Annotated in this window: 19 protein-coding genes; 5 read left to right on the top strand and 14 right to left on the bottom strand. The window is 59.0% G+C overall.

Going from position 1 to position 18,754, the window contains the following annotated elements; all coding sequences use genetic code 11:
• Window position 1 precedes the first annotated feature (1 nt).
• The 6 genes from FJW00_RS16970 to FJW00_RS16945 form a co-directional block, all read right to left on the bottom strand.
• On the bottom strand, window positions 2-1,141 hold the full coding sequence (locus FJW00_RS16970; protein ID WP_140925040.1) for a glycerate kinase: 1,140 nt from the start codon (window positions 1,139-1,141) through the stop codon (window positions 2-4).
• Window positions 1,142-1,216: 75 nt separating this feature from the next.
• Complete coding sequence (gene garR / locus FJW00_RS16965) at window positions 1,217-2,101, bottom strand: 2-hydroxy-3-oxopropionate reductase (RefSeq protein WP_140925038.1); 885 nt, start codon at window positions 2,099-2,101, stop codon at window positions 1,217-1,219.
• A gap of 18 nt (window positions 2,102-2,119) precedes the next feature.
• Window positions 2,120-2,890 carry a 2-dehydro-3-deoxyglucarate aldolase gene (gene garL / locus FJW00_RS16960; protein ID WP_046102462.1) on the bottom strand — a complete coding sequence of 257 codons (771 nt, stop codon included), beginning with the start codon at window positions 2,888-2,890 and terminating at the stop codon, window positions 2,120-2,122.
• 42 nt (window positions 2,891-2,932) lie between these two features.
• Window positions 2,933-4,264, bottom strand: coding sequence for a glucarate dehydratase (gudD, locus tag FJW00_RS16955; protein WP_009086980.1), 1,332 nt, complete (start codon window positions 4,262-4,264; stop codon window positions 2,933-2,935).
• Window positions 4,265-4,274: 10 nt separating this feature from the next.
• On the bottom strand, window positions 4,275-5,621 hold the full coding sequence (locus FJW00_RS16950; RefSeq protein ID WP_140925036.1) for an enolase C-terminal domain-like protein: 1,347 nt from the start codon (window positions 5,619-5,621) through the stop codon (window positions 4,275-4,277).
• Window positions 5,618-6,979, bottom strand: a complete 1,362-nt coding sequence (locus FJW00_RS16945) for an MFS transporter (protein WP_009086984.1) — start codon at window positions 6,977-6,979, stop codon at window positions 5,618-5,620. Before FJW00_RS16945 ends, FJW00_RS16950 begins: the two co-directional genes overlap by 4 nt.
• 505 nt (window positions 6,980-7,484) lie before the next feature.
• On the opposite strand from FJW00_RS16945, the gene garD reads away from it, so the two are divergent.
• Complete coding sequence (gene garD, locus FJW00_RS16940; protein ID WP_009086986.1) at window positions 7,485-9,044, top strand: galactarate dehydratase; 1,560 nt, start codon at window positions 7,485-7,487, stop codon at window positions 9,042-9,044.
• Window positions 9,045-9,099: 55 nt separating this feature from the next.
• On the opposite strand, the gene FJW00_RS16935 is transcribed toward garD, so the two are convergent.
• From FJW00_RS16935 to syd, 4 genes are all read right to left on the bottom strand, one after another.
• Complete coding sequence (locus tag FJW00_RS16935) at window positions 9,100-9,546, bottom strand: flavodoxin (protein ID WP_046102465.1); 447 nt, start codon at window positions 9,544-9,546, stop codon at window positions 9,100-9,102.
• Between the two features lie 12 nt (window positions 9,547-9,558).
• On the bottom strand, window positions 9,559-10,338 hold the full coding sequence (truC, locus tag FJW00_RS16930) for a tRNA pseudouridine(65) synthase TruC (protein ID WP_009086991.1): 780 nt from the start codon (window positions 10,336-10,338) through the stop codon (window positions 9,559-9,561).
• Window positions 10,338-10,667 (bottom strand): YqcC family protein, encoded by a 330-nt coding sequence (locus tag FJW00_RS16925; protein WP_140925034.1) that lies wholly within the window; start codon window positions 10,665-10,667, stop codon window positions 10,338-10,340. The genes truC and FJW00_RS16925 overlap by 1 nt, the downstream gene beginning before the upstream one ends.
• A gap of 588 nt (window positions 10,668-11,255) precedes the next feature.
• Window positions 11,256-11,804, bottom strand: a complete 549-nt coding sequence (gene syd / locus FJW00_RS16920; protein ID WP_140925032.1) for a SecY-interacting protein — start codon at window positions 11,802-11,804, stop codon at window positions 11,256-11,258.
• 62 nt (window positions 11,805-11,866) lie between these two features.
• Here syd and queF point away from each other — a divergent pair, with 62 nt between their 5' ends.
• The 3 genes from queF to xni all read left to right on the top strand — a co-directional run bounded on the left by queF (window position 11,867) and on the right by xni (window position 15,037).
• Complete coding sequence (gene queF / locus FJW00_RS16915) at window positions 11,867-12,712, top strand: NADPH-dependent 7-cyano-7-deazaguanine reductase QueF (RefSeq protein ID WP_046102469.1); 846 nt, start codon at window positions 11,867-11,869, stop codon at window positions 12,710-12,712.
• A gap of 169 nt (window positions 12,713-12,881) precedes the next feature.
• A complete protein-coding gene (ppnN, locus tag FJW00_RS16910) occupies window positions 12,882-14,246 on the top strand; it encodes a nucleotide 5'-monophosphate nucleosidase PpnN (protein ID WP_009086997.1) in 1,365 nt (454 codons plus the stop codon).
• A gap of 35 nt (window positions 14,247-14,281) precedes the next feature.
• Window positions 14,282-15,037, top strand: a complete 756-nt coding sequence (gene xni, locus FJW00_RS16905; RefSeq protein ID WP_046102470.1) for a flap endonuclease Xni — start codon at window positions 14,282-14,284, stop codon at window positions 15,035-15,037.
• Between the two features lie 24 nt (window positions 15,038-15,061).
• On the opposite strand, the gene rlmM is transcribed toward xni, so the two are convergent.
• From rlmM to FJW00_RS16885, 4 genes are all read right to left on the bottom strand, one after another.
• Complete coding sequence (gene rlmM, locus FJW00_RS16900) at window positions 15,062-16,162, bottom strand: 23S rRNA (cytidine(2498)-2'-O)-methyltransferase RlmM (protein WP_009086999.1); 1,101 nt, start codon at window positions 16,160-16,162, stop codon at window positions 15,062-15,064.
• A complete protein-coding gene (locus FJW00_RS16895; RefSeq protein ID WP_009087000.1) occupies window positions 16,155-16,550 on the bottom strand; it encodes a DUF423 domain-containing protein in 396 nt (131 codons plus the stop codon). The genes rlmM and FJW00_RS16895 overlap by 8 nt, the downstream gene beginning before the upstream one ends.
• 50 nt (window positions 16,551-16,600) lie before the next feature.
• The gene (locus FJW00_RS16890; protein WP_046102471.1) at window positions 16,601-17,518 is read right to left on the bottom strand and encodes a transcriptional regulator GcvA; all 918 of its coding nucleotides are present in this window, start codon (window positions 17,516-17,518) and stop codon (window positions 16,601-16,603) included.
• A gap of 333 nt (window positions 17,519-17,851) precedes the next feature.
• The gene (locus FJW00_RS16885) at window positions 17,852-18,076 is read right to left on the bottom strand and encodes a YgdI/YgdR family lipoprotein (RefSeq protein ID WP_009087002.1); all 225 of its coding nucleotides are present in this window, start codon (window positions 18,074-18,076) and stop codon (window positions 17,852-17,854) included.
• A 209-nt stretch (window positions 18,077-18,285) separates the two neighbouring features.
• Between FJW00_RS16885 and FJW00_RS16880 the strand changes: the two genes are divergently transcribed.
• Window positions 18,286-18,754 (top strand): aminotransferase class V-fold PLP-dependent enzyme (locus FJW00_RS16880; RefSeq protein WP_140925030.1); only part of this gene is annotated, 469 nt, incomplete at its 3' end.

The following is an 18,754-nucleotide window of genomic DNA, read 5'->3' as shown; positions in this document are numbered from 1 at the left end:
ATCAGTGAAAGCCAGCCAGCTTTAGCGTGGCGGCGACGTTACGCGCCGTCATCGTTACATTTTTGCCGGCCGTGGCGAGCGCCTCATCCAGCGTGCAGATGCTGTAGAGCACGCTGAACACCGCATCGATACCATGCTGATGCACCACTCCCACATCCGCCGTCAGGCTGCCGGCGATGCCTATCACCGGCTTGTTGAAGCGCTTTGCTACGCTGGCGACCCCTACCGGCACCTTGCCATTGATACTCTGGCTGTCGATGCGGCCTTCCCCGGTGATCACGAGGTCGGCATCTTTTACCTGCTCCGCCAGCCCCAGCGCCTCCGTGACAATTTCGATGCCGCGCCGCAGTTCTGCCTGGCAAAAGGCGTGCAGCGCCGCTCCCATGCCGCCCGCCGCACCGCCGCCGGGGATATGCAGCACGTCGATATCGAGGTCGCGCTGAATAATCGCGGCGTAGTGGGTCAGCGCCTGATCGAGCTGCTGCACCAGTGCCGGTGTCGCCCCTTTCTGCGGACCGAAAACAGCCGAAGCGCCCTCTTTTCCGGTCAGCGGATTGGTGACGTCACACGCCACCTCAATGCGGCACTGCCGAAGACGGGCATCCAGTGCATCAATCTCAATGGAAGCGAGGTCAGGCAGCGCCCCGCCGCCGTGACCAATCTGCTGGCCGCGATCGTCCAGCAGCCGGGCGCCCAGCGCCTGCATCATCCCGGCGCCGCCATCGTTGGTCGCACTACCACCAATGCCAATAATGATGTGGCCGATGCCTTTATCCAGCGCATGCCGGATCAGCTCGCCGGTGCCGAACGAGGTGGTGATCAGCGGATCGCGCTGGGCGGCGGGCACCCGCTCCAGTCCGCTGGCTGCCGCCATTTCGATATAGGCGGTGGACGCATCGCCGGAGAGGCCATAGAAAGCCTCGACCTGTGTGCCCAGTGGCCCGGTCACCTTCAGCCTGACGATGTTTCCTTTCGTCGCCGCGACCATCGCTTCTACCGTTCCTTCGCCGCCGTCGGCGACCGGTATTTTCACGTAGTGGGCATCGGGAAAGATGTCACGGAATCCCGCTTCAATCGCCGATGCCACCTCCAGGGCGGATAAACTCTCTTTATATGAATCCGGTGCGATTACGATTTTCATAGGCAATCCGAGCACAGTTGAGTCATTGAAACGGCGCTGAACCCGGCCGGTTTCCGCGGAGACCGGCACCGGGATTTAGCGGGCGATTTCAACCTTCGCTAACTTCTCATAATAGCAGGCCAGCGCACTGTGGTCGGACGTTCCCTGGCCATCATTACGCAGCGCCTGCATCATCTCCATCACCGCCGCCGTCAGCGGCAGATGCGCGCCCAGCGTGTGCGAGGTATCCAGGGCGTTCGCCAGATCCTTGATATGCAGGTCGATGCGAAAGCCCGGTCTGAAGTTGCGATCCATCACCATCGGCGCTTTCGCCTCCAGCACCGTGCTGCCCGCCAGGCCGCCACGAATCGCCTGGAACACCAGCTCCGGACTGACCCCCGCTTTGGTCGCCAGCGACAGGGCTTCGGACATCGCCGCGATGTTCAGCGCCACAATCACCTGATTGGCCAGCTTGGTGACGTTGCCTGCGCCGATGTCACCGGTGTGCACTACCGATCCCGCCATCGCCTTCATGATGTCGTAACAGCGATCAAACACCGCTTTCTCTCCCCCGACCATGACGGAAAGCGTGCCTTCAATCGCTTTCGGCTCCCCGCCGCTGACCGGGGCGTCCAGCATGCTGATCCCTTTTTCTGCCAGCGCATCGTGCACTTCCCGGCTCGCCAGTGGCGCAATCGAGCTCATGTCGATCACCACCAGGCCCGGCTTCGCGCCTTCGATAATGCCGCCCTCTCCCAGGCAGACCGCTTTCACCTGCGGCGAGTTGGGCACCATGGTAATGACCACCTCGCACTGCTCAGCCACCTCTTTCGGCGAGGTTGCCACGGTCGCGCCCAGTTCAGCCAGTTCAGCTTCGTTGCTGGCGTGGTGATCGCGCACCACCAGTGAGTAGCCCGCTTTCAGCAGATTTTTGCTCATGGGTTTACCCATGATGCCCAGGCCAATAAATCCAATCTTCATTGCGTGTCTCCTTGCTGCTTAGCGCTTAAATTTGTCGCACAACGCCTGGGTGGCGCTGCGGAATACCCCGAGATCGCTGCCGACCGCCACAAAGGTGGCTCCCCACTCCAGATAACGACGGGCGTCCGCCTCCACCGGGGCCAGAATGCCCGCCGGCTTCCCGGCCGCTCTGGCACGGTCAAAAATGTGTTTAATCACCTCCAGCACCTCCGGGTGGGCGGGCTGGCCGAGGTAGCCCAGCGCCGCAGAGAGATCGCCCGGTCCGACGAAGATGCCGTCCACGCCGTCGACTGCGGCTATGGCGTCGATGTGGTCAACCGCCTGCCGGGTTTCGATCTGCACCAGCACGGTGATGTTGTCATTGATGCTCTGGTTGTAATCCGGCAGGGTGCCGTACATGTTGCTGCGATGGGAGACCGACACGCCGCGAATACCGGCGGGCGGATAGCGGGTTGAGGCGACCGCGCGCCGCGCCTCCTCTTCTGTCTCAACAAAGGGCACGAGGAAGTTGTTAAACCCGATATCCAGCAGGCGCTTGATGATCACCGGCTCGTTGCAGGGCGGCCGTACGACCGGCGCACTGTGGCTCCCTTTCAGCGCCATCAGCTGTGGCACAAACGTGGTGATATCGTTGGGCGCATGCTCCCCATCCAGCACCAGCCAGTCAAAACCGGCCAGCCCAAGGATTTCGGTAGAGATCGGACTGGCCAGCGCGCACCAGCTGCCAATCAGGGTTTCACCCGCTAACAGGCGACGACGAAATCCGTTGGGCCAGGCTGCATTACTCATGGTTGAACTCCTGTGACGACGGCTCCGCGTGAGCCAGAAAGATTAACGAACCAGGCACGGACGTTTGTTATCGAAAGTCCAGCCTGGCACCAGAAACTGCATCGCTTCGGCATCGTCACGCGCGCCCAGCCCCTGCTTCTGATAGAGCGCGTGGGCCTGCATCACCTGATCCATATCCAGCTCGATACCGAGACCGGGCTTCTGCGGCACCTGCACCATGCCGCCTTTGATCAGGAACGGCTCTCTGGTGAGACGCTGATTCCCCTCCTGCCAGATCCAGTGGGTATCGATGGCGGTGATCGCGCCCGGTGCGGCCGCGGCAACGTGGGTAAACATCGCCAGCGAAATGTCGAAGTGATTATTGGAGTGGGAGCCCCAGGTCAGGCCGAAGTCGTGGCACATCTGTGCGACCCGCACCGAGCCCTGCATCGTCCAGAAATGGGGGTCGGCCAGCGGAATATCGACCGACTGCAGCGACAGGGTGTGTCCCATCTGCCGCCAGTCGGTGGCGATCATATTGGTGGCGGTAGGCATGCCGGTCGCGCGGCGGAACTCCGCCATCACTTCCCGCCCGGAGTAGCCCTGCTCCGCGCCACAGGGATCTTCTGCGTAGGCGAGCACGCCCTTGAGCTGTTTGCCGAGCAGGATCGCCTCATTGAGCGACCAGGCACCATTGGGATCGAGGGTAATACGCGCCGTGGGAAAGCGTTTTGCCAGCGCCGTCACCGCTTCGGCCTCTTCGCCGCCGCGCAGCACGCCGCCTTTGAGTTTGAAGTCGTTAAAGCCATATTTCTCATAGGCGGCCTCCGCCAGGCGCACCACGGCCTCGGGGGTCAGCGCCTCTTCATGACGCAGGCGATACCAGTCGCACGGATCGTCCGGCTGGCTCTGATATGGCAGGGCGGTTTTTCTGCGGTCGCCGATATAGAAGAGGTAGCCGAGCATCTCCACGCGGTCGCGCTGTTGCCCGTCACCCAGCAGCGAGGCGACGTTGACGCCCAGGTGCTGACCCAGCAGATCCAGCAGCGCTGCCTCAATGCCGGTGACCACATGGATTGTGGTGCGCAGATCAAAGGTCTGGTTGCCGCGACCGGCCGCATCCCGATCGGCAAAGGTCGTGCGCACCAGGCTGAGGGTATTTTTATATTCGCCCAGCGTTTTGCCGACCACCAGCGAGGCGGCATCTTCCAGCGTCTGACGAATTTTCTCCCCGCCGGGGATTTCACCGACGCCGGTATGTCCGGCGTTATCTTTGATAATGACAATGTTGCGGGTGAAGAATGGCGAGTGCGCGCCGCTGAGATTCAGCAGCATACTGTCGTAGCCGGCAACCGGGATCACCTGCATGGCGGTCACTTTGGGTGTTGAACTCATCTCCTGCTCCTTATGCTGTTGCACGGCCGAATGCCGGGCGCTTGCGATCAAATGTCCAGCCGGGGATCAGATACTGCATCGCCGTGGCGTCGTTGCGCGCACCGGCGGGCAGTGACTGATAGAGTTCACTGGCTTTGTGCACCTGGTCCCAGTCGAGCTCGATGCCCAGGCCCGGCGCATCCGGCACGGCAATCTTTCCGTTGCGGATTTGCAGCGGGTTTTTCGTCAGGCGCTGATCGCCCTCCTGCCAGATCCAGTGGGTGTCAATCGCGGTCGGGTTACCAGGCGCGGCCGCACCGACATGGGTGAACATCGCCAGCGAAATATCGAAGTGATTATTGGAATGGCAGCCCCACGTCAGGCCCCACTCATCGCACAGCTGGGCGACCCGCACGGCCCCGCTCAGCGTCCAGAAGTGCGGGTCCGCCAGCGGGATGTCGACCGCGTTAACCATCACCGCGTGGTTCATCTCCCGCCAGTTGGTGGCGATCATATTGGTGGCGACCGGCAGGCCGGTCGCGCGCCGGAACTCGGCCATCACTTCACGTCCCGAATAGCCCTGCTCTGCCCCGCAGGGGTCTTCGGCGTAGCTCAGCACATCCTGCATCCCCTTGCAGAGGGCGATGGCCTCATCCAGCCGCCATGCCCCGTTGGGGTCCACCGTGATGCGCGCGCCGGGAAAACGCTGCTTCAGCGCCACCGCCGTGGCGATCTCCTGCTCGCCCGGCAGCACGCCCCCTTTAAGTTTGAAATCTTTAAAGCCATAGCGATCCGCCGCCGCCTCCGCCAGCCGCACTACCGCTTCGCTGGTGAGCGCCTCCTGATGACGCAGGTGATACCAGTCGTGGCTGGCCTGCTCGCCACTCTGATAGGGCAGATCGGTTTTGCGGCGGTCACCGAGATAGAAGAGATAGCCCAGCACCGTGACTTCATCCCGCTGTTTGCCCGGCCCCAGCAGTTCCGCCACCGGCACGCCCAGACACTGTCCCAGCAGGTCGAGCAGCGCCGCTTCCAGCGCGGCCACGGCGTTGACCCGCAGCTCAAAGGTCCAGGCACCGTTGCCAAAGGTGGTGAAGTCAGCCGACGCATTCCCTTTGTGCACCTGCTGCACCAGACGATTCATGCGGGCAATCTGCTGGCCTTCGACCTGCGGAATGGCGGCCATCAGGGTCTGGTAGATGGTGTCGCCGCCGGGCGCTTCACCCACGCCGGTGTGTCCGGCGCTGTCGGTGAGCACCACGATATTGCGGGTAAAACAGGCGTTGTGCGCGCCGCCAATGTTGAGCAGCATACTGTCGTAACCGGCGACCGGGATAACCTGCATCGCCGTAATCACAGGTGAACTTTGCGTCGTCATGAGGCGTCCTTAACCGGCCGGGTTTTCAGTTCAACACGTTTGATATCACCGGCGATCACCAGGAAACTGAAGGCGGCGACGAAGGCATGGATACCGACATAGATCAGCGCACCCTCAAAGGAGCCGCTGGTGGCGATGATGTAGCCGATGGCGATGGGCGTCACGATGCCGGAGAAGTTGCCGAACATGTTGAACAGGCCGCCGCTCAGGCCACTGATCTCTTTGGGGGCGGTATCCGCCATCACCGCCCATCCCAGCGCGCCGATCCCTTTACCGAAGAACGCCAGCGCCATGAAGAAGACCACCAGCCACTCGGTTTCGGTGTAGTTACACATCACCATTGAGATAGAGAGCAGCATGCCGAGCACAATCGGCGTTTTACGCGCAATATTCAGCGAGCCGGTTTTGCGCATCAGCCAGTCGGAGATCACCCCACCCAGCACCCCGCCGAGGAAGCCACACACCGCCGGCACCGAAGCGATAAAGCCCGCTTTGAGAATCGACATGCCGCGCGCCTGCACCAGATAGACCGGAAACCAGGTGATAAAAAAGTAGGTTAAGGCGTTAACACAATACTGGCCGAGATAGATGCCGAGCATCATGCGGGAGGTCAGCAGCTGTTTGATCTGGAACCACTTTTCGCTCCAGCTCACCCTGCGGCTCTCCTTTTTGACATCCATATTGATCAGCGCCCCGCCCTGCTCCATGTAGGCCAGTTCGGCTTTGTTTACGCCGGGGTGATCGGTGGGATCGTGGATCACTTTCAGCCAGATGAAGCTCAGGATGATCCCCAGCCCGCCCATGAACCAGAAGACGTGTGCCCAGCCCACTTCCGACACTAGCCAGCCCATGATGGGCGCAAAGATCACCGTGGCGAAATATTGCGCTGAATTGAAGATCGCCACCGCGGTGCCACGCTCCTGCGCCGGAAACCAGGCGGCCACGATGCGGCTGTTGCCAGGGAAAGAGGGGGCTTCAGCCAGCCCCACCAGGAAGCGCAGCAGAAAGAGTGACACGATGATGCCGAAGCCGCTGAAGATATCGACAAAGCCCTGCAGCAGGGTAAACAGCGACCAGGTAAAAATACTCCAGAAGTAGACGCGCTTTGAGCCAAAACGATCGAGCAGCCAGCCGCCTGGGATCTGACCAATTACGTACGCCCATGAGAAAGCAGAGAAGATGTAGCCCAGTCCGACCGAATCGAGGCCGATATCTTTAGACATCGCCGAACCGGCTATCGAAATGGTGGCGCGGTCGCCGTAGTTGAATGAGGTGACGATGAATAACATCACCACAATCCAGTAACGGGCGTTGGTGCGCTTCTGCACCGCTTCCGCAGTCTGGCTGAAACTATTCATGATGCACTCCTGAAATATAGCGTGAGCTACATTCGCTCTGACTGCATACACATCGCGTTGGGTATCAGAGAGAAGTTGGGTTAAACACGGCGATCTCTTTGGTTCAGGACGGGCTAATACGTCGTGACAGATAACCTGACTTTGGCTAACGGCGCTCAGTATAAAAACAGCCTGTGGCGAGCACATTGGCGTATCGCCCTGGAATAACGGCCGTTATGAAGTGATTGTCTGGCGGATGCACGAAACCCTGCGGCATGGCTCACGAAAGCGGCAAATAGCGCCGCCGAAACCGTGCCGGGTCGCCCTTTCCCCTCCGCTTTGTGAGGCGTTTCACTTGCTTCTGGAGAATCGACCCAAAACAGCGCGGCAGATCGGCGTAATAGTGGTCAGTTGCACAATGTGTGGCCTGCTTCCCCTCTTTATACTGAAGCTGGCTAATACACCGCAGGTAACAGGTCAGATTATGCGAGCCGGACAAGCCGGTGCGCCCGACAGGAGATAGGCGATGAACCCCACAACAGATGAACAGCCGCTCTGCATCAGAGTCCATGAGCATGACAACGTGGCGATTGTGGTCAACACGCTGGGTCTGCCCGCTGGCACGCAGTTTGCGGATGGCCTGACGCTGACGGAACATGTGCCGCAGGGGCATAAAGTCGCGCTGCAGACGATTCACCAGGGAGGGGCGATCGTGCGTTATGGCGAAGTGATCGGTTATGCCGTGCGGGATATTGCCTGCGGCAGCTGGATCGATGAGTCACTGGTGGCGCTGCCGGAGGCGCCGCCGCTGGCGAGCCTGCCGTTAGCCACCCAGGTCCCGCCCGACCTGCCGCCGCTGGAGGGCTACACCTTTGAGGGCTACCGCAATGCGGATGGCAGCGTGGGTACCCGTAACCTGCTCGGCATCACCACCAGCGTCCACTGTGTGGCGGGTGTGGTGGATCATGTGGTGCAGATCATCGAACGGGAGTTACTGCCGCGCTATCCGAATGTGGATGGCGTGGTCGCGCTGAATCACCTCTACGGCTGCGGCGTGGCAATCAACGCCCCCGCAGCGGTGGTGCCGATTCGCACCATTCACAACCTGGCGCTGAATGCGAATTTCGGCGGTGAAGTGATGGTCATCAGCCTCGGCTGCGAAAAGTTACAGCCGGAGCGTCTGCTGACCGGCACCCCCGACGTGCAGGCGATTTCGCTGGATGATGATGACATCGTGCGTTTGCAGGATGAAAAGCTGGTGGGGTTTGGTGCGATGGTAAAGGCGATTCTGCAGGTGGCAGAGCGTCATCTTCAGCGGCTGAATCAGCGTCAGCGCGAAACCTGTCCCGCCTCGGAACTGATTGTCGGCATGCAGTGCGGCGGCAGCGATGCGTTTTCCGGCGTGACGGCGAATCCGGCGGTGGGGTTCGCCTCGGATCTGCTGGTGCGCTGCGGGGCTACCGTGATGTTTTCTGAAGTCACGGAGGTGCGGGATGCCATTCATCTGCTGACGCCGCGGGTCATTAATGAGGAGGTCGGAAGGCGTTTACTTGAAGAGATGGCCTGGTATGACAATTACCTCGACCAGGGCAATACCGACCGCAGCGCCAATCCATCACCGGGCAATAAAAAAGGGGGACTGGCGAACGTGGTGGAGAAAGCGCTCGGCTCCATCGCCAAATCGGGACGCAGCGCCATTGTGGAAGTGCTGTCCCCCGGTCAGCGCCCCACCCGCCGCGGACTGATCTACGCGGCAACGCCCGCCAGCGATTTTGTCTGCGGCACCCAGCAGCTCGCCTCCGGCATTACGCTGCAGGTCTTCACCACCGGTCGCGGCACCCCGTACGGGCTGGCGGCCATTCCGGTCATCAAGATGGCAACCCGTAACGCGCTGGCCGAACGCTGGCACGATCTGATGGATATCAATGCCGGCACGATTGCCACCGGAGAAGAGAGTATTGAGCAGGTCGGCTGGCGGCTGTTTGCGTTGATTCTCGATATCGCCAGTGGCAGGAAGCAGACCTGGTCCGATCGATGGGGCATCCGTAATCAGCTGGCGGTCTTTAATCCGGCACCGGTGACGTGAGCCGTGCCCGGCGTCTCCCTGCCGTCGGCTGGCAGAGAGAGCCCGGGCGAGGCGATCAGAGCAGCGCACCCCAGGCATCGACCCAGGGCGAGGTCACCGCTTCCGGTTCTGGATTTTCGGTGGCATCCACCAGCAGCACCTCACCGACCCGCTGTGCGCCCTGCTCCTGCAGCAGCGCATCAAAGGCTTTGCCCGCGCCACAGAAGTGGTCGTAACTGCTGTCGCCCAGCGCAATGACGCCATAGCGCAGCGCGGGCTGGTGCCCCAGCTGATCCTTTATGGCATGGAACAGACCGGAAATGGTGTCAGGAAAATCGCCCTGCCCGGTCGTTGAGGTGACGATTAACGCCACATCGCCTGCAAAGGCCTGCCAGTCCGCCAGCGTCGGGTCATCAAACAGGGTCACGCTGTGCCCCTGCTGCTGCAGAATCGGCTCGGCCTCTTCCGCCACCAGCAGCGCATTGCCGTAAACCGTCCCCACAAAAATGCCAATCTTTGCCATCTGATCTCTCCCTTATTCTGAAACGTTATCCTGTCCTGGCGCGGCGTCAAACTCAACCCGCGGCACCTCAGGAATGCAATCCTGCCAGCCAAACTGCGTCATCAGCCTCTGCCAGACGCTATCCAGCCCGGCGCGCAGCACCAGTGGCTCGCCGGTCACCGGGTGGGTCAGGGCCAGACTGCTGGCGTGCAGCATCAGCCGGTCCGCGCCAAAATGTTGCGCGGCGCCCCGGTTCTGACGCAGGTCGCCATGCGCCGAATCGCCAATAATCGGATGACGCAGGTGGGACATATGACGGCGCAGCTGATGTTTGCGACCGGTTTTAGGTGAAAGCTCAACCAGACTGTAGCGCGAGGTGGGGTAACGGCTGATGGCGACCGGCATCTCGACCGTGGCCAGCGACTGATAGTCGGTGACCGCGGGCTGTGCGGCGCGTGCTTCAGTGGCGTGCTTGTCCGCGATTTTGTCCCGCTCTTCAACCAGCGGATAGTCCAGCGTCCCGCTGCTCTCCAGCCAGCCACGCACCACGGCGTGATAGGTTTTCTGCATCTGATGCTGTTCAAACTGCTGAGAAAGCTGGCGGCCAACCTCACTCGAAAGGCCCATCAGCAGCACCCCGGAGGTCGGCTTGTCCAGACGATGGGCGGTAAAGACATGCTGGCCGATCTGATCCCGCACAGTCTGCATCACAAACACGGTTTCATGCCGATCCAGCCAGCTGCGATGCACCAGCCAGCCGCTGGGCTTGTTGACCGCAACCAGCCACGCATCCTGATAGAGTATCTCCAGCATCAGTGGGCCGCATCCCTGAGCAACGCATCCAGCTGACGCAGCGTGAGCAGCAGCGGCGCAATGCCGGGCTGGTCAGGCACCAGCGCAACCTCATAATAGGGCGCGATGGCAAAGTTTTGCGGCAGTGGATGGCCGGCCGCCATCAGGGCGTGCATCCGCGGAATCAGCACCCACTGGAGCCATTGCAGCGGCTCAAGCGTATCGAGGCAGAAGGGTTCACGACTCTCCAGCGCCTCCGCGGCAGGCGGCGTGCTCTGCCAGAGCTGGTACTCACGCATCACCGCTTCCAGCTGCTCCAGCCGCTGCGTAATCAATTGTTCAGGCGTCATGCGCCACCTCCGGCTAGCCGTCAAAAAATGGGCGGCAAGCATATCACTTGTTGGCACAGGCACAAAAAAAGGGAGCACTGTATAAACAGTGCTCCCGGTTCGTTTGCAGCCATCCTGCTACGTTAATGCTCCCTGCTCTTCCGTGACAACTTGTCCAGTGCGAACTCCTGTCGCGCATCGTCCTGATGATTCCTAAGCATCCTGGCCCGCCACCTCGTCCGAGGGGCTCCCGTTCTCCATCCTGGAGGTGTCCCTGACTCAATCCTGAGCGATCCTGTTTCATCCTGAAACCTTCCGTGTGCCGTAAGCTCCGTTACGTTCCTGCCTCATGGCTTATCATCATCCTGACGATATCTTTTTCCTGAGCATCCTGCAGTGGGAAATATTTTGACAGAACTCGTTACGCGCACAAGTGACTTACAGCTGAACTTTACAAAATGTGCGGCACAAATTCAGATAATCGCCATTAAGTTTATGATTCACAATATTTTTACATTGCAGCCTTCCGGATGGCTCAGATTTTATATAGCGATCTCTCACACCACATGTAAGAGATCTCTCACAAGCGAGGCGGCAAATCACTGCAATTCAGATGATAACCGGTTGTAATGACTTAAGAAACATCTCAAGATTTCCCGCAATAATCTGGCGCTGTTTACGGCCAGGCTGCTCCAGCATCACCTCGCCAGTCAGGTTAGAGAGGGAGACGATCTCCTCGTCTGACGCCGTCGTGGCGATAAACAGCGTCGGTGACTGTCGGAGGCGGCGCTGCATAACCAGATGCCCAATCAGGTTCTCCTGAAGCCGCAGGAAATCCTCTTCACTCCACACCTGCAACAGCGTCAGCTGATTCTCACCATGACGCGCCGACATGTCGCCGGCAAACTGCGTGGTATAGAAGGCAGTGACTGACGGCTGCAGCTGCAGATCCACGGCCCGCTCTACTCCATCCAGTGTCGGCGGCAGACTAAAAGGCTGCGGCTGCCAGATGACCTGCTCCTCGCGCTCCTCCAGTGCGCAGGGCGACGCGACGCCAGCGAGATCGCAGCTGGCCGGAGCATGCCCCGTCTGCGCCAGCCAGTGCTGGCAGTAACGGGTGGTAAAGTCGCGCAACGCGGCGGCAGTTTGCTGCATCATTCATATTCTCACTTCTGATGGGTTACACTTAGCCACTTTGATGAATTCTGGTGGTAACCGCAATGACTACACACGAACAGGATCAGGCACTCAGCAACCTGACGCTGGGCAAGCCCACAGCCTATCACGATCGCTATGACAATGGCTTATTGCAGGCGGTGCCGCGCAGCCTGAACCGCGAACCTCTTAGCCTGTTTCCTGAAAGTCTGCCGTTTACCGGCGGCGATATCTGGACGCTGTATGAGCTCTCCTGGCTGAACAGCAAGGGGCTGCCGCAGGTTGCCGTGGGCGAAGTGGTGCTGGATGCGCATAGCCGCAACCTCATCGAGTCGAAAAGCTTCAAGCTCTATCTCAACAGCTTCAACCAGACCCGCTTTGCCGACTGGGGTGAGGTGCGTCAGACGCTGGAGCGCGATCTCCGCGCCTGTGCTGAAGGTGACGTGCGGGTGGCGCTGTTCCGTCTGAATGAAATCGAAGGACAGCCTATTGGCCATTTTGAGGGGACCTGCATTGATGAGCAGGATATCGCCATCGAGGATTATCGCTTCAACGCTGACTATCTGGCCGATGCCGCAGGCAGCGAAATCGTGGAAGAGACGCTGGTCAGCCATCTGCTCAAATCAAACTGCCTGATTACCCATCAGCCCGACTGGGGCTCGGTGATGATCCGCTACAAAGGTCCGCGCATTCACCGCGAAGCGCTGCTGCGTTATCTGGTCTCCTTCCGCCAGCACAACGAATTTCATGAACAGTGTGTCGAACGCATCTTTAACGATGTGATGCGGTTCTGCCACCCGGAAGCGCTGACGGTCTATGCGCGCTACACGCGGCGCGGCGGGCTGGATATCAACCCATGGCGCACGAATGTGCCCTTCTCGCCCGGTTTTTCGCGTCTGGTGCGTCAGTAGTTTGCGAGAGCTCTCGCAGGCTGCATGAAGGAAGCGCAGTTCCGCTTGAGCTGGGCGGGCCGACAAGGCTAATCTGGTGATGGCGGCAATCTGCGGGTTGCCGACCAGGGATTTTCGTCACTGCCGTTGCAGTGCCAACACGCACCCAGGCGGGTGTAAAGGAGTTCATTTGATTACCCATATCAGCCCCCTTGGCTCAATGGATCTGCTCTCGCAGCTGGAAGTCGATATGCTCAAGCGCACCGCCAGCAGCGACCTCTATCAGCTGTTCCGCAATTGCTCTCTGGCCGTGCTTAACTCTGGCAGCCAGACTGACAGCAGCCACGAACTGCTCTCCCGCTTTGAAAACTTCGACATCAACGTGCTGCGCCGTGAGCGTGGCGTCAAACTGGAGCTGATCAACCCACCGGAAGAGGCCTTTGTGGATGGCCGCATTATCCGGTCCCTGCAGGCGAACCTGTTTGCGGTACTGCGCGACATCCTGTTTGTCAGCGGCCAGCTCGCCATGCCGGGGCGCTTAACCGCGGGTGAAGAGAATGACTCCGCCACGATCACCAACACCGTTTTCTCCATTCTGCGTAATGCGCGGGCACTGCACATCGGTGAGTACCCCAACACCGTGGTCTGCTGGGGCGGTCACTCCATTAATGCGGTTGAATATCAGTATTGCCGTAATGTCGGCACACAGCTGGGCCTGCGTGAGCTGAATATCTGTACCGGCTGCGGACCCGGCGTCATGGAAGCACCGATGAAAGGGGCCGCCGTCGGCCATGCGCAGCAGCGCTACCGTGACAGCCGCTTTATTGGTCTCACCGAACCCTCAATTATTGCGGCGGAACCGCCCAACCCGCTGGTCAATGAGCTGATCATCATGCCGGACATTGAGAAGCGTCTGGAAGCCTTTGTGCGTATTGCCCACGGCATTATCATTTTCCCGGGCGGGGTCGGCACCGCCGAAGAGCTGCTCTACCTGCTGGGCATTCTGATGAACCCGCAGAACAAGGACCAGGTGCTGCCGCTGATCCTGACCGGACCGGAAGAGAGTGCCGACTACTTCCGCGTGCTGGATGATTTCATTGTTAACACGCTGGGCGAGCAGGCGCGTAAGCATTATCAGATCATCATTAATGATGCAGCCGAAGTGGCGCGTCTGATGAAGAAAGCGATGCCGCAGGTCAAAGAGAATCGTCGCGAAACCGGCGATGCGTACAGTTTCAACTGGTCCATCCGCATCGAGCCCGATCTGCAGATCCCTTTCCTGCCGACCCATGAAAACATGGCGAACCTCAATCTCTACACCAACCAGCCTCCTGAAAAGCTGGCTGCTGACCTGCGCCGGGCCTTCTCAGGCATCGTAGCCGGTAACGTGAAAGAGATCGGGATCCGCGAAATCCGTGAGAAGGGACGTTACCGGCTGCATGGCGATGCCGACATCATGCACCGCATGGACGAGCTGCTGCAGGGCTTCGTTGCTCAGCAGCGTATGAAACTGCCCGGCACCGCCTACATCCCCTGCTACGAAATCATTAAATAAACCAGGAGGCAGCCCGTCGGGCTGCCCGGACTCTCATGGCTCTTCATCTTGTTATTGTTGATGCGCTGAACCTGATACGCCGTCTCCATGCGGTTCAGGGCTCCCCCTGTGTCGAAGGCTGCGTCGCCGCGCTGCGTCAGGTCTTAGGCCACACCCGCCCGACGCACGCCGTGGCCGTATTTGATGGCGACGCGCGTCATCAGGGCTGGCGTCATCAGCTGTTAGCCGATTACAAAAGCGGGCGTCCGCCGATGCCTGAGGATTTGCAGGCGGAGATGCCGGCGCTGCAGGAAGCCTTTCGTGCCGCCGGGGTAAGCTGCTGGATGGCGGGTGAGGATGAGGCAGATGATCTGGCGGCGACGCTGGCGGTCAAAATGGCCCAGGCTGGCCATCAGGCCACTATTGTCTCCACGGATAAAGGCTACTGCCAGTTGCTGGCCCCGGAAATCCGCATCCGCGATTACTTCCAGAAGCGCTGGCTCGACCAGCCCTTTATCGACGCCGAATTTGGCGTTCCCCCGCAGCGGTTGCCCGACTTCTGGGGATTGTGCGGGATCAGCAGCAGTAAGATCCCGGGTGTCAGCGGTATCGGCCCGAAAAGCGCGAAACAGCTGCTCGCAGAGTTTCACACGCTGGAGGGGATCTATCAGCAACTCGATAAGGTGCCGGCTAAATGGCGTGAAAAGCTTGCGGAAGGACAGCAGATGGCTGAAATCAGCCGTCAGGTCGCGACGCTGAAACGGGATCTGCTGCTGGCAGGGAATCTGAACACGCTGCGTTATCGTGGCTGAGTGCCGCAACACTCAGCCCGGTGATTAACGTTCGTCGCGACGCCCTCCTGTGGCGGCCCAGATGCGACGGACATGCACCGTCACCTCTTCGCGATCGTGATAGAGCTGACGCGCCTGGATCTGAGCGTTGATGCCGTTCTCATTCAGCCTCTCCTGAAGCATCGCCAGATTCTGCGTTACCTCTTCATAACGCTTTTTCATTGGCAACTTGAGGTTGAAGATCGCTTCACGGCACCAGCCGTTGACCAGCCAGTCGGCCATCAGATTTGCCACGCGAACCGGTTTCTCCACCATGTCACACACCAGCCAGCTGATATTGGTGCGTGGCGGACGGAACTTAAAACCGTCCGCTTTTTCGTGCATCACCTGACCGGTTTCCATCAGGCTCGGGGCCATCGGACCGTTGTCGACCGCGTAAACCATCATGCTGCGTCTGACCAGCTGATAGGTCCAGCCGCCCGGACAGGCACCCAGATCGACCGCGTACATGCCGCTGGCTAAGCGCTCATCCCACTCATCGGCCGGAATAAAGACGTGAAACGCCTCTTCCAGCTTCAGGGTGGAGCGGCTTGGCGCATCCGATGGAAACTTAAGGCGCGGAATCCCCATGTAAAACGGCGAGCTGTTTTCCGGCAGGGAGTAGCCGACATAACAGGTACCTGGCGCGATGAAGAAGACATGCACCACCGGCCGTTTCGGGCTTTCATAGTTGAGCAGGATCTTACTTTCACGCAGGGCCGCGCGCAGCGGCACGGTAAACTTACGGCAGAATTTGGTCAGCTCTTTGGCTTCGTTGGTGTCCGGCACTTCAACACGCAGTTCACCGCCCTTCTCAACAACGCCTGTCAGCATACCGACAATCGGCGTAATGCGATCCTCCTGCGGCAGGTCGCGCAGCAGTTCGCCCACGACCAGCATCTGCCGGGCAAAGATCAGCTCCTGGAACGGCAGTTCCCGCACCAGACGCTCAGCATCTTCAAACTGATAGCACTCAAAGAGCACATAGCCGGCATCCTCTTTAACCCGCGGAAAACCGTAAACTTCACGTTCTGCCGCTTTGGCGCTGATTTCCGCCGCGCACTCTTTTTCAAAACCGGGACGACAATAGAGTAAAACTTTATTCATGGCGTTCTGCCTTTCGTTTAAGACGCAGCGCGCCAATCAACATCAATACCCAACCGGCGAGGAAACAGATTCCGCCCACGGGGGTGATAAAAACCCAAAACTTCAGATGCGACAGCGCCAGACAATAGAGGCTGCCGCTGAACAGCACGGTGCCGAGCGCCATCAGCGCACTGCTCCAGTAAAACCAGATATTGGCACGGCGCAACATCGCCGCCCCCAGGCCCATCACCGCGAGCGTATGATAAGCCTGATATTCCAGCCCGGTATGAATCCAGGCCATTTCAGCCGCGCCCAGCGACTGACGTAAAACATGGGCACCAAATGCGCCAAAAGCCACCAGCAGAAAACCGCTGATAGCCGCAAAAACAAACATGGCACGACTGGACATTAACCGATCCTCAGGGTGCTTTTGCATCGTAATGCAAATAAATCAAGATGTTATTGTTGGTAACGAAAGCGGAATTTTTCTTGTTCGGTTGCGGCTTTTGCCAGGATCCACTGTCGGAAGGCCGCTATTTTACCCAGTTCTGCCTGACTGTCATGACAAACCAGATAAAAAGCATTTTTACTGACTAAGACATCATTAAACGGACAGATTAACCGCCCCGCTTCGATTTCGCTCTGCGCCATGACGTTATTTGCCAGCGCCACGCCCTGACCATGAATCGCCGCCTGCAGCACCATGGCGCTGTGGCTGAAGATCGGCCCCTGCTGCACATTAATATGCTGCAGGCCGAGCTGCCGGATATAGGATTGCCAGTCACGGCGGGAGGCGTCATGCAGCAGCGTAAAGCGCGACAGGTCCATCGGGGTTTTCAGCGGATTATCGCCGGTCATCAGCGACGGTGAACAGACCGGCAGCAGATATTCGGCATAGAGTTTTTCCACCCGCAGCCCCGGCCAGTTTCCGCGTCCGTAAAAGATCGCCACGTCAACATCGTCGGCCAGTTTCTCTTCGTCGCGGTCTACGGCCTGGATGCGCACATCGATCCCCGGATAAGCCATATTAAAGCTGGAGAGACGGGGAACCAGCCACTGAATGGCAAAGCTCGGCAGTAAACTGACGGTCAGCGCCCCCTTGGCGCTGCGCGCCTGCAGCTTGCGGGTCGCTTCGTTTATCGCCGAGAAGATCTCTTTGATATCGAGGTAGTAGCTTTGTCCTTCTTCCGTCAGTAATAACGAACGATTCCTCCGTCTGAACAGCTTTAACCCGAGAAAATCTTCCAGAGACTTTATCTGATGGCTTACAGCTGCCTGGGTGACAAACAGCTCTTCAGCGGCTTTGGTAAAGCTGAGATGACGCGCAGCCGCGTCAAAAACACGCAGTGCGTTGAGAGGAGGAAGGCGTTTCGACATGGTTTTCCGTATCCGGATCGGCGAAAAATACGCGGGCTTATACAAAGCGCTTACGTATTAGAATTTTTAATCCGAGGCATTATAATTTGTCCGTTGAGGAACCACCAGCAAATACCTATAGTTGCCGCACTTCCTGAGCCGGAACGAAAAGTTTTTAGATTTGTGAGTGAGTTCGCAGATTTTCTGAAAGCTTTTGGCTTGTGGTCGTGATGTTGTGTTTGCAATTTTTTGATCCGACGATTGCGGATCGAACTCTTAATTCCTGTAGATTTACCCTGTCTGTCCATAGTGATTTTAAATAGCACCGCAAATTGCGGTGCTTTTTTTTGCTGCTTACTGGCCCATCTCAACCATCTCTTTGACGTCAGTACGGTTAATCTGCTGCTCGTTGCCATTCGCATCTTTATAGCTGATCATACCGGTATCATCATCAACCTTAGGCTTGCCATCAGCAACAATGGTGCGTCCATCATTGGTATGCATCACGTAATTGCTTGAACAGCCCGCCAGGGTAAAAGCCAGAGTACACACGGCCAGCACTGCGGTAAGTTTATTCATCTGCTATCTCCTTGTAGATTGATTGCATCAAACCACCCGCGTTACGCTAACCAGAGGCAGCCGATAAGTGAGATCGACCAGTGAACGTCCGATCGTTATGCGGGTTTGGTTCAAACCTTGCAATATTCAGCATAACGCGCTTTTCCAGCTTTGCCAGACGCCGACCACGCTTTCAGTGTGGTCCTGATTATTCACACTATGGGCCAGGCATGACCGCATTTAATCCCACCGCATTTCGCCAGCAGTTTCCCGCACTCGCCGACGCCGGTGTCTATCTCGACAGCGCAGCGACCACGCTGAAACCCCAGGCTGTTATTGAGAGTATGCAGCAGTTTTACAGCCTGAGTGCGGGCACGGTGCACCGCAGTCAGTTTGCCGCCGCGCAGGCCCTGACCCAGCGCTATGAGCAGGCGCGATCTCAGGTTGCCCGCTGGCTTAACGCCGCGGACGATCGTGAGATCGTCTGGACACGCGGCACCACCGAAGCGATCAATCTGGTGGCAAACAGCTGGCTGCGTCCGCGCTTACAGCCCGGCGACGAGATTGTGGTCAGCGAAGCAGAGCATCACGCAAACCTGGTGCCCTGGCTGATGGCCGCCCAGGCCTGCGGTGCGCGCGTGGTGAAATGGCCCTTAGGGCCGGACCGGCTGCCCGATATCGGCCTGTTGCCCGCCCTGC

The organism is Pantoea anthophila, assembly GCF_006494375.1.
In the GTDB taxonomy this organism is placed as follows: domain Bacteria; phylum Pseudomonadota; class Gammaproteobacteria; order Enterobacterales; family Enterobacteriaceae; genus Pantoea; species Pantoea anthophila.
Note: the sequence above shows the minus strand (reverse complement) of the source record. Positions and strands in the feature narration are given on the sequence as shown.

What these genes read in the sequence shown, in the direction of transcription:
- FJW00_RS16970 (WP_140925040.1), bottom strand. Translation starts at nt 1,141, where the DNA reads ATGAAAATCGTAATCGCACCGGATTCATATAAAGAGAGTTTATCCGCC.
- garR (WP_140925038.1), bottom strand. Translation starts at nt 2,101, where the DNA reads ATGAAGATTGGATTTATTGGCCTGGGCATCATGGGTAAACCCATGAGC.
- garL (WP_046102462.1), bottom strand. Translation starts at nt 2,890, where the DNA reads ATGAGTAATGCAGCCTGGCCCAACGGATTTCGTCGTCGCCTGTTAGCG.
- gudD (WP_009086980.1), bottom strand. Translation starts at nt 4,264, where the DNA reads ATGAGTTCAACACCCAAAGTGACCGCCATGCAGGTGATCCCGGTTGCC.
- FJW00_RS16950 (WP_140925036.1), bottom strand. Translation starts at nt 5,621, where the DNA reads ATGACGACGCAAAGTTCACCTGTGATTACGGCGATGCAGGTTATCCCG.
- FJW00_RS16945 (WP_009086984.1), bottom strand. Translation starts at nt 6,979, where the DNA reads ATGAATAGTTTCAGCCAGACTGCGGAAGCGGTGCAGAAGCGCACCAAC.
- garD (WP_009086986.1), top strand. Translation starts at nt 7,485, where the DNA reads ATGAACCCCACAACAGATGAACAGCCGCTCTGCATCAGAGTCCATGAG.
- FJW00_RS16935 (WP_046102465.1), bottom strand. Translation starts at nt 9,546, where the DNA reads ATGGCAAAGATTGGCATTTTTGTGGGGACGGTTTACGGCAATGCGCTG.
- truC (WP_009086991.1), bottom strand. Translation starts at nt 10,338, where the DNA reads ATGCTGGAGATACTCTATCAGGATGCGTGGCTGGTTGCGGTCAACAAG.
- FJW00_RS16925 (WP_140925034.1), bottom strand. Translation starts at nt 10,667, where the DNA reads ATGACGCCTGAACAATTGATTACGCAGCGGCTGGAGCAGCTGGAAGCG.
- syd (WP_140925032.1), bottom strand. Translation starts at nt 11,804, where the DNA reads ATGATGCAGCAAACTGCCGCCGCGTTGCGCGACTTTACCACCCGTTAC.
- queF (WP_046102469.1), top strand. Translation starts at nt 11,867, where the DNA reads ATGACTACACACGAACAGGATCAGGCACTCAGCAACCTGACGCTGGGC.
- xni (WP_046102470.1), top strand. Translation starts at nt 14,282, where the DNA reads ATGGCTCTTCATCTTGTTATTGTTGATGCGCTGAACCTGATACGCCGT.
- rlmM (WP_009086999.1), bottom strand. Translation starts at nt 16,162, where the DNA reads ATGAATAAAGTTTTACTCTATTGTCGTCCCGGTTTTGAAAAAGAGTGC.
- FJW00_RS16895 (WP_009087000.1), bottom strand. Translation starts at nt 16,550, where the DNA reads ATGTCCAGTCGTGCCATGTTTGTTTTTGCGGCTATCAGCGGTTTTCTG.
- FJW00_RS16890 (WP_046102471.1), bottom strand. Translation starts at nt 17,518, where the DNA reads ATGTCGAAACGCCTTCCTCCTCTCAACGCACTGCGTGTTTTTGACGCG.
- FJW00_RS16885 (WP_009087002.1), bottom strand. Translation starts at nt 18,076, where the DNA reads ATGAATAAACTTACCGCAGTGCTGGCCGTGTGTACTCTGGCTTTTACC.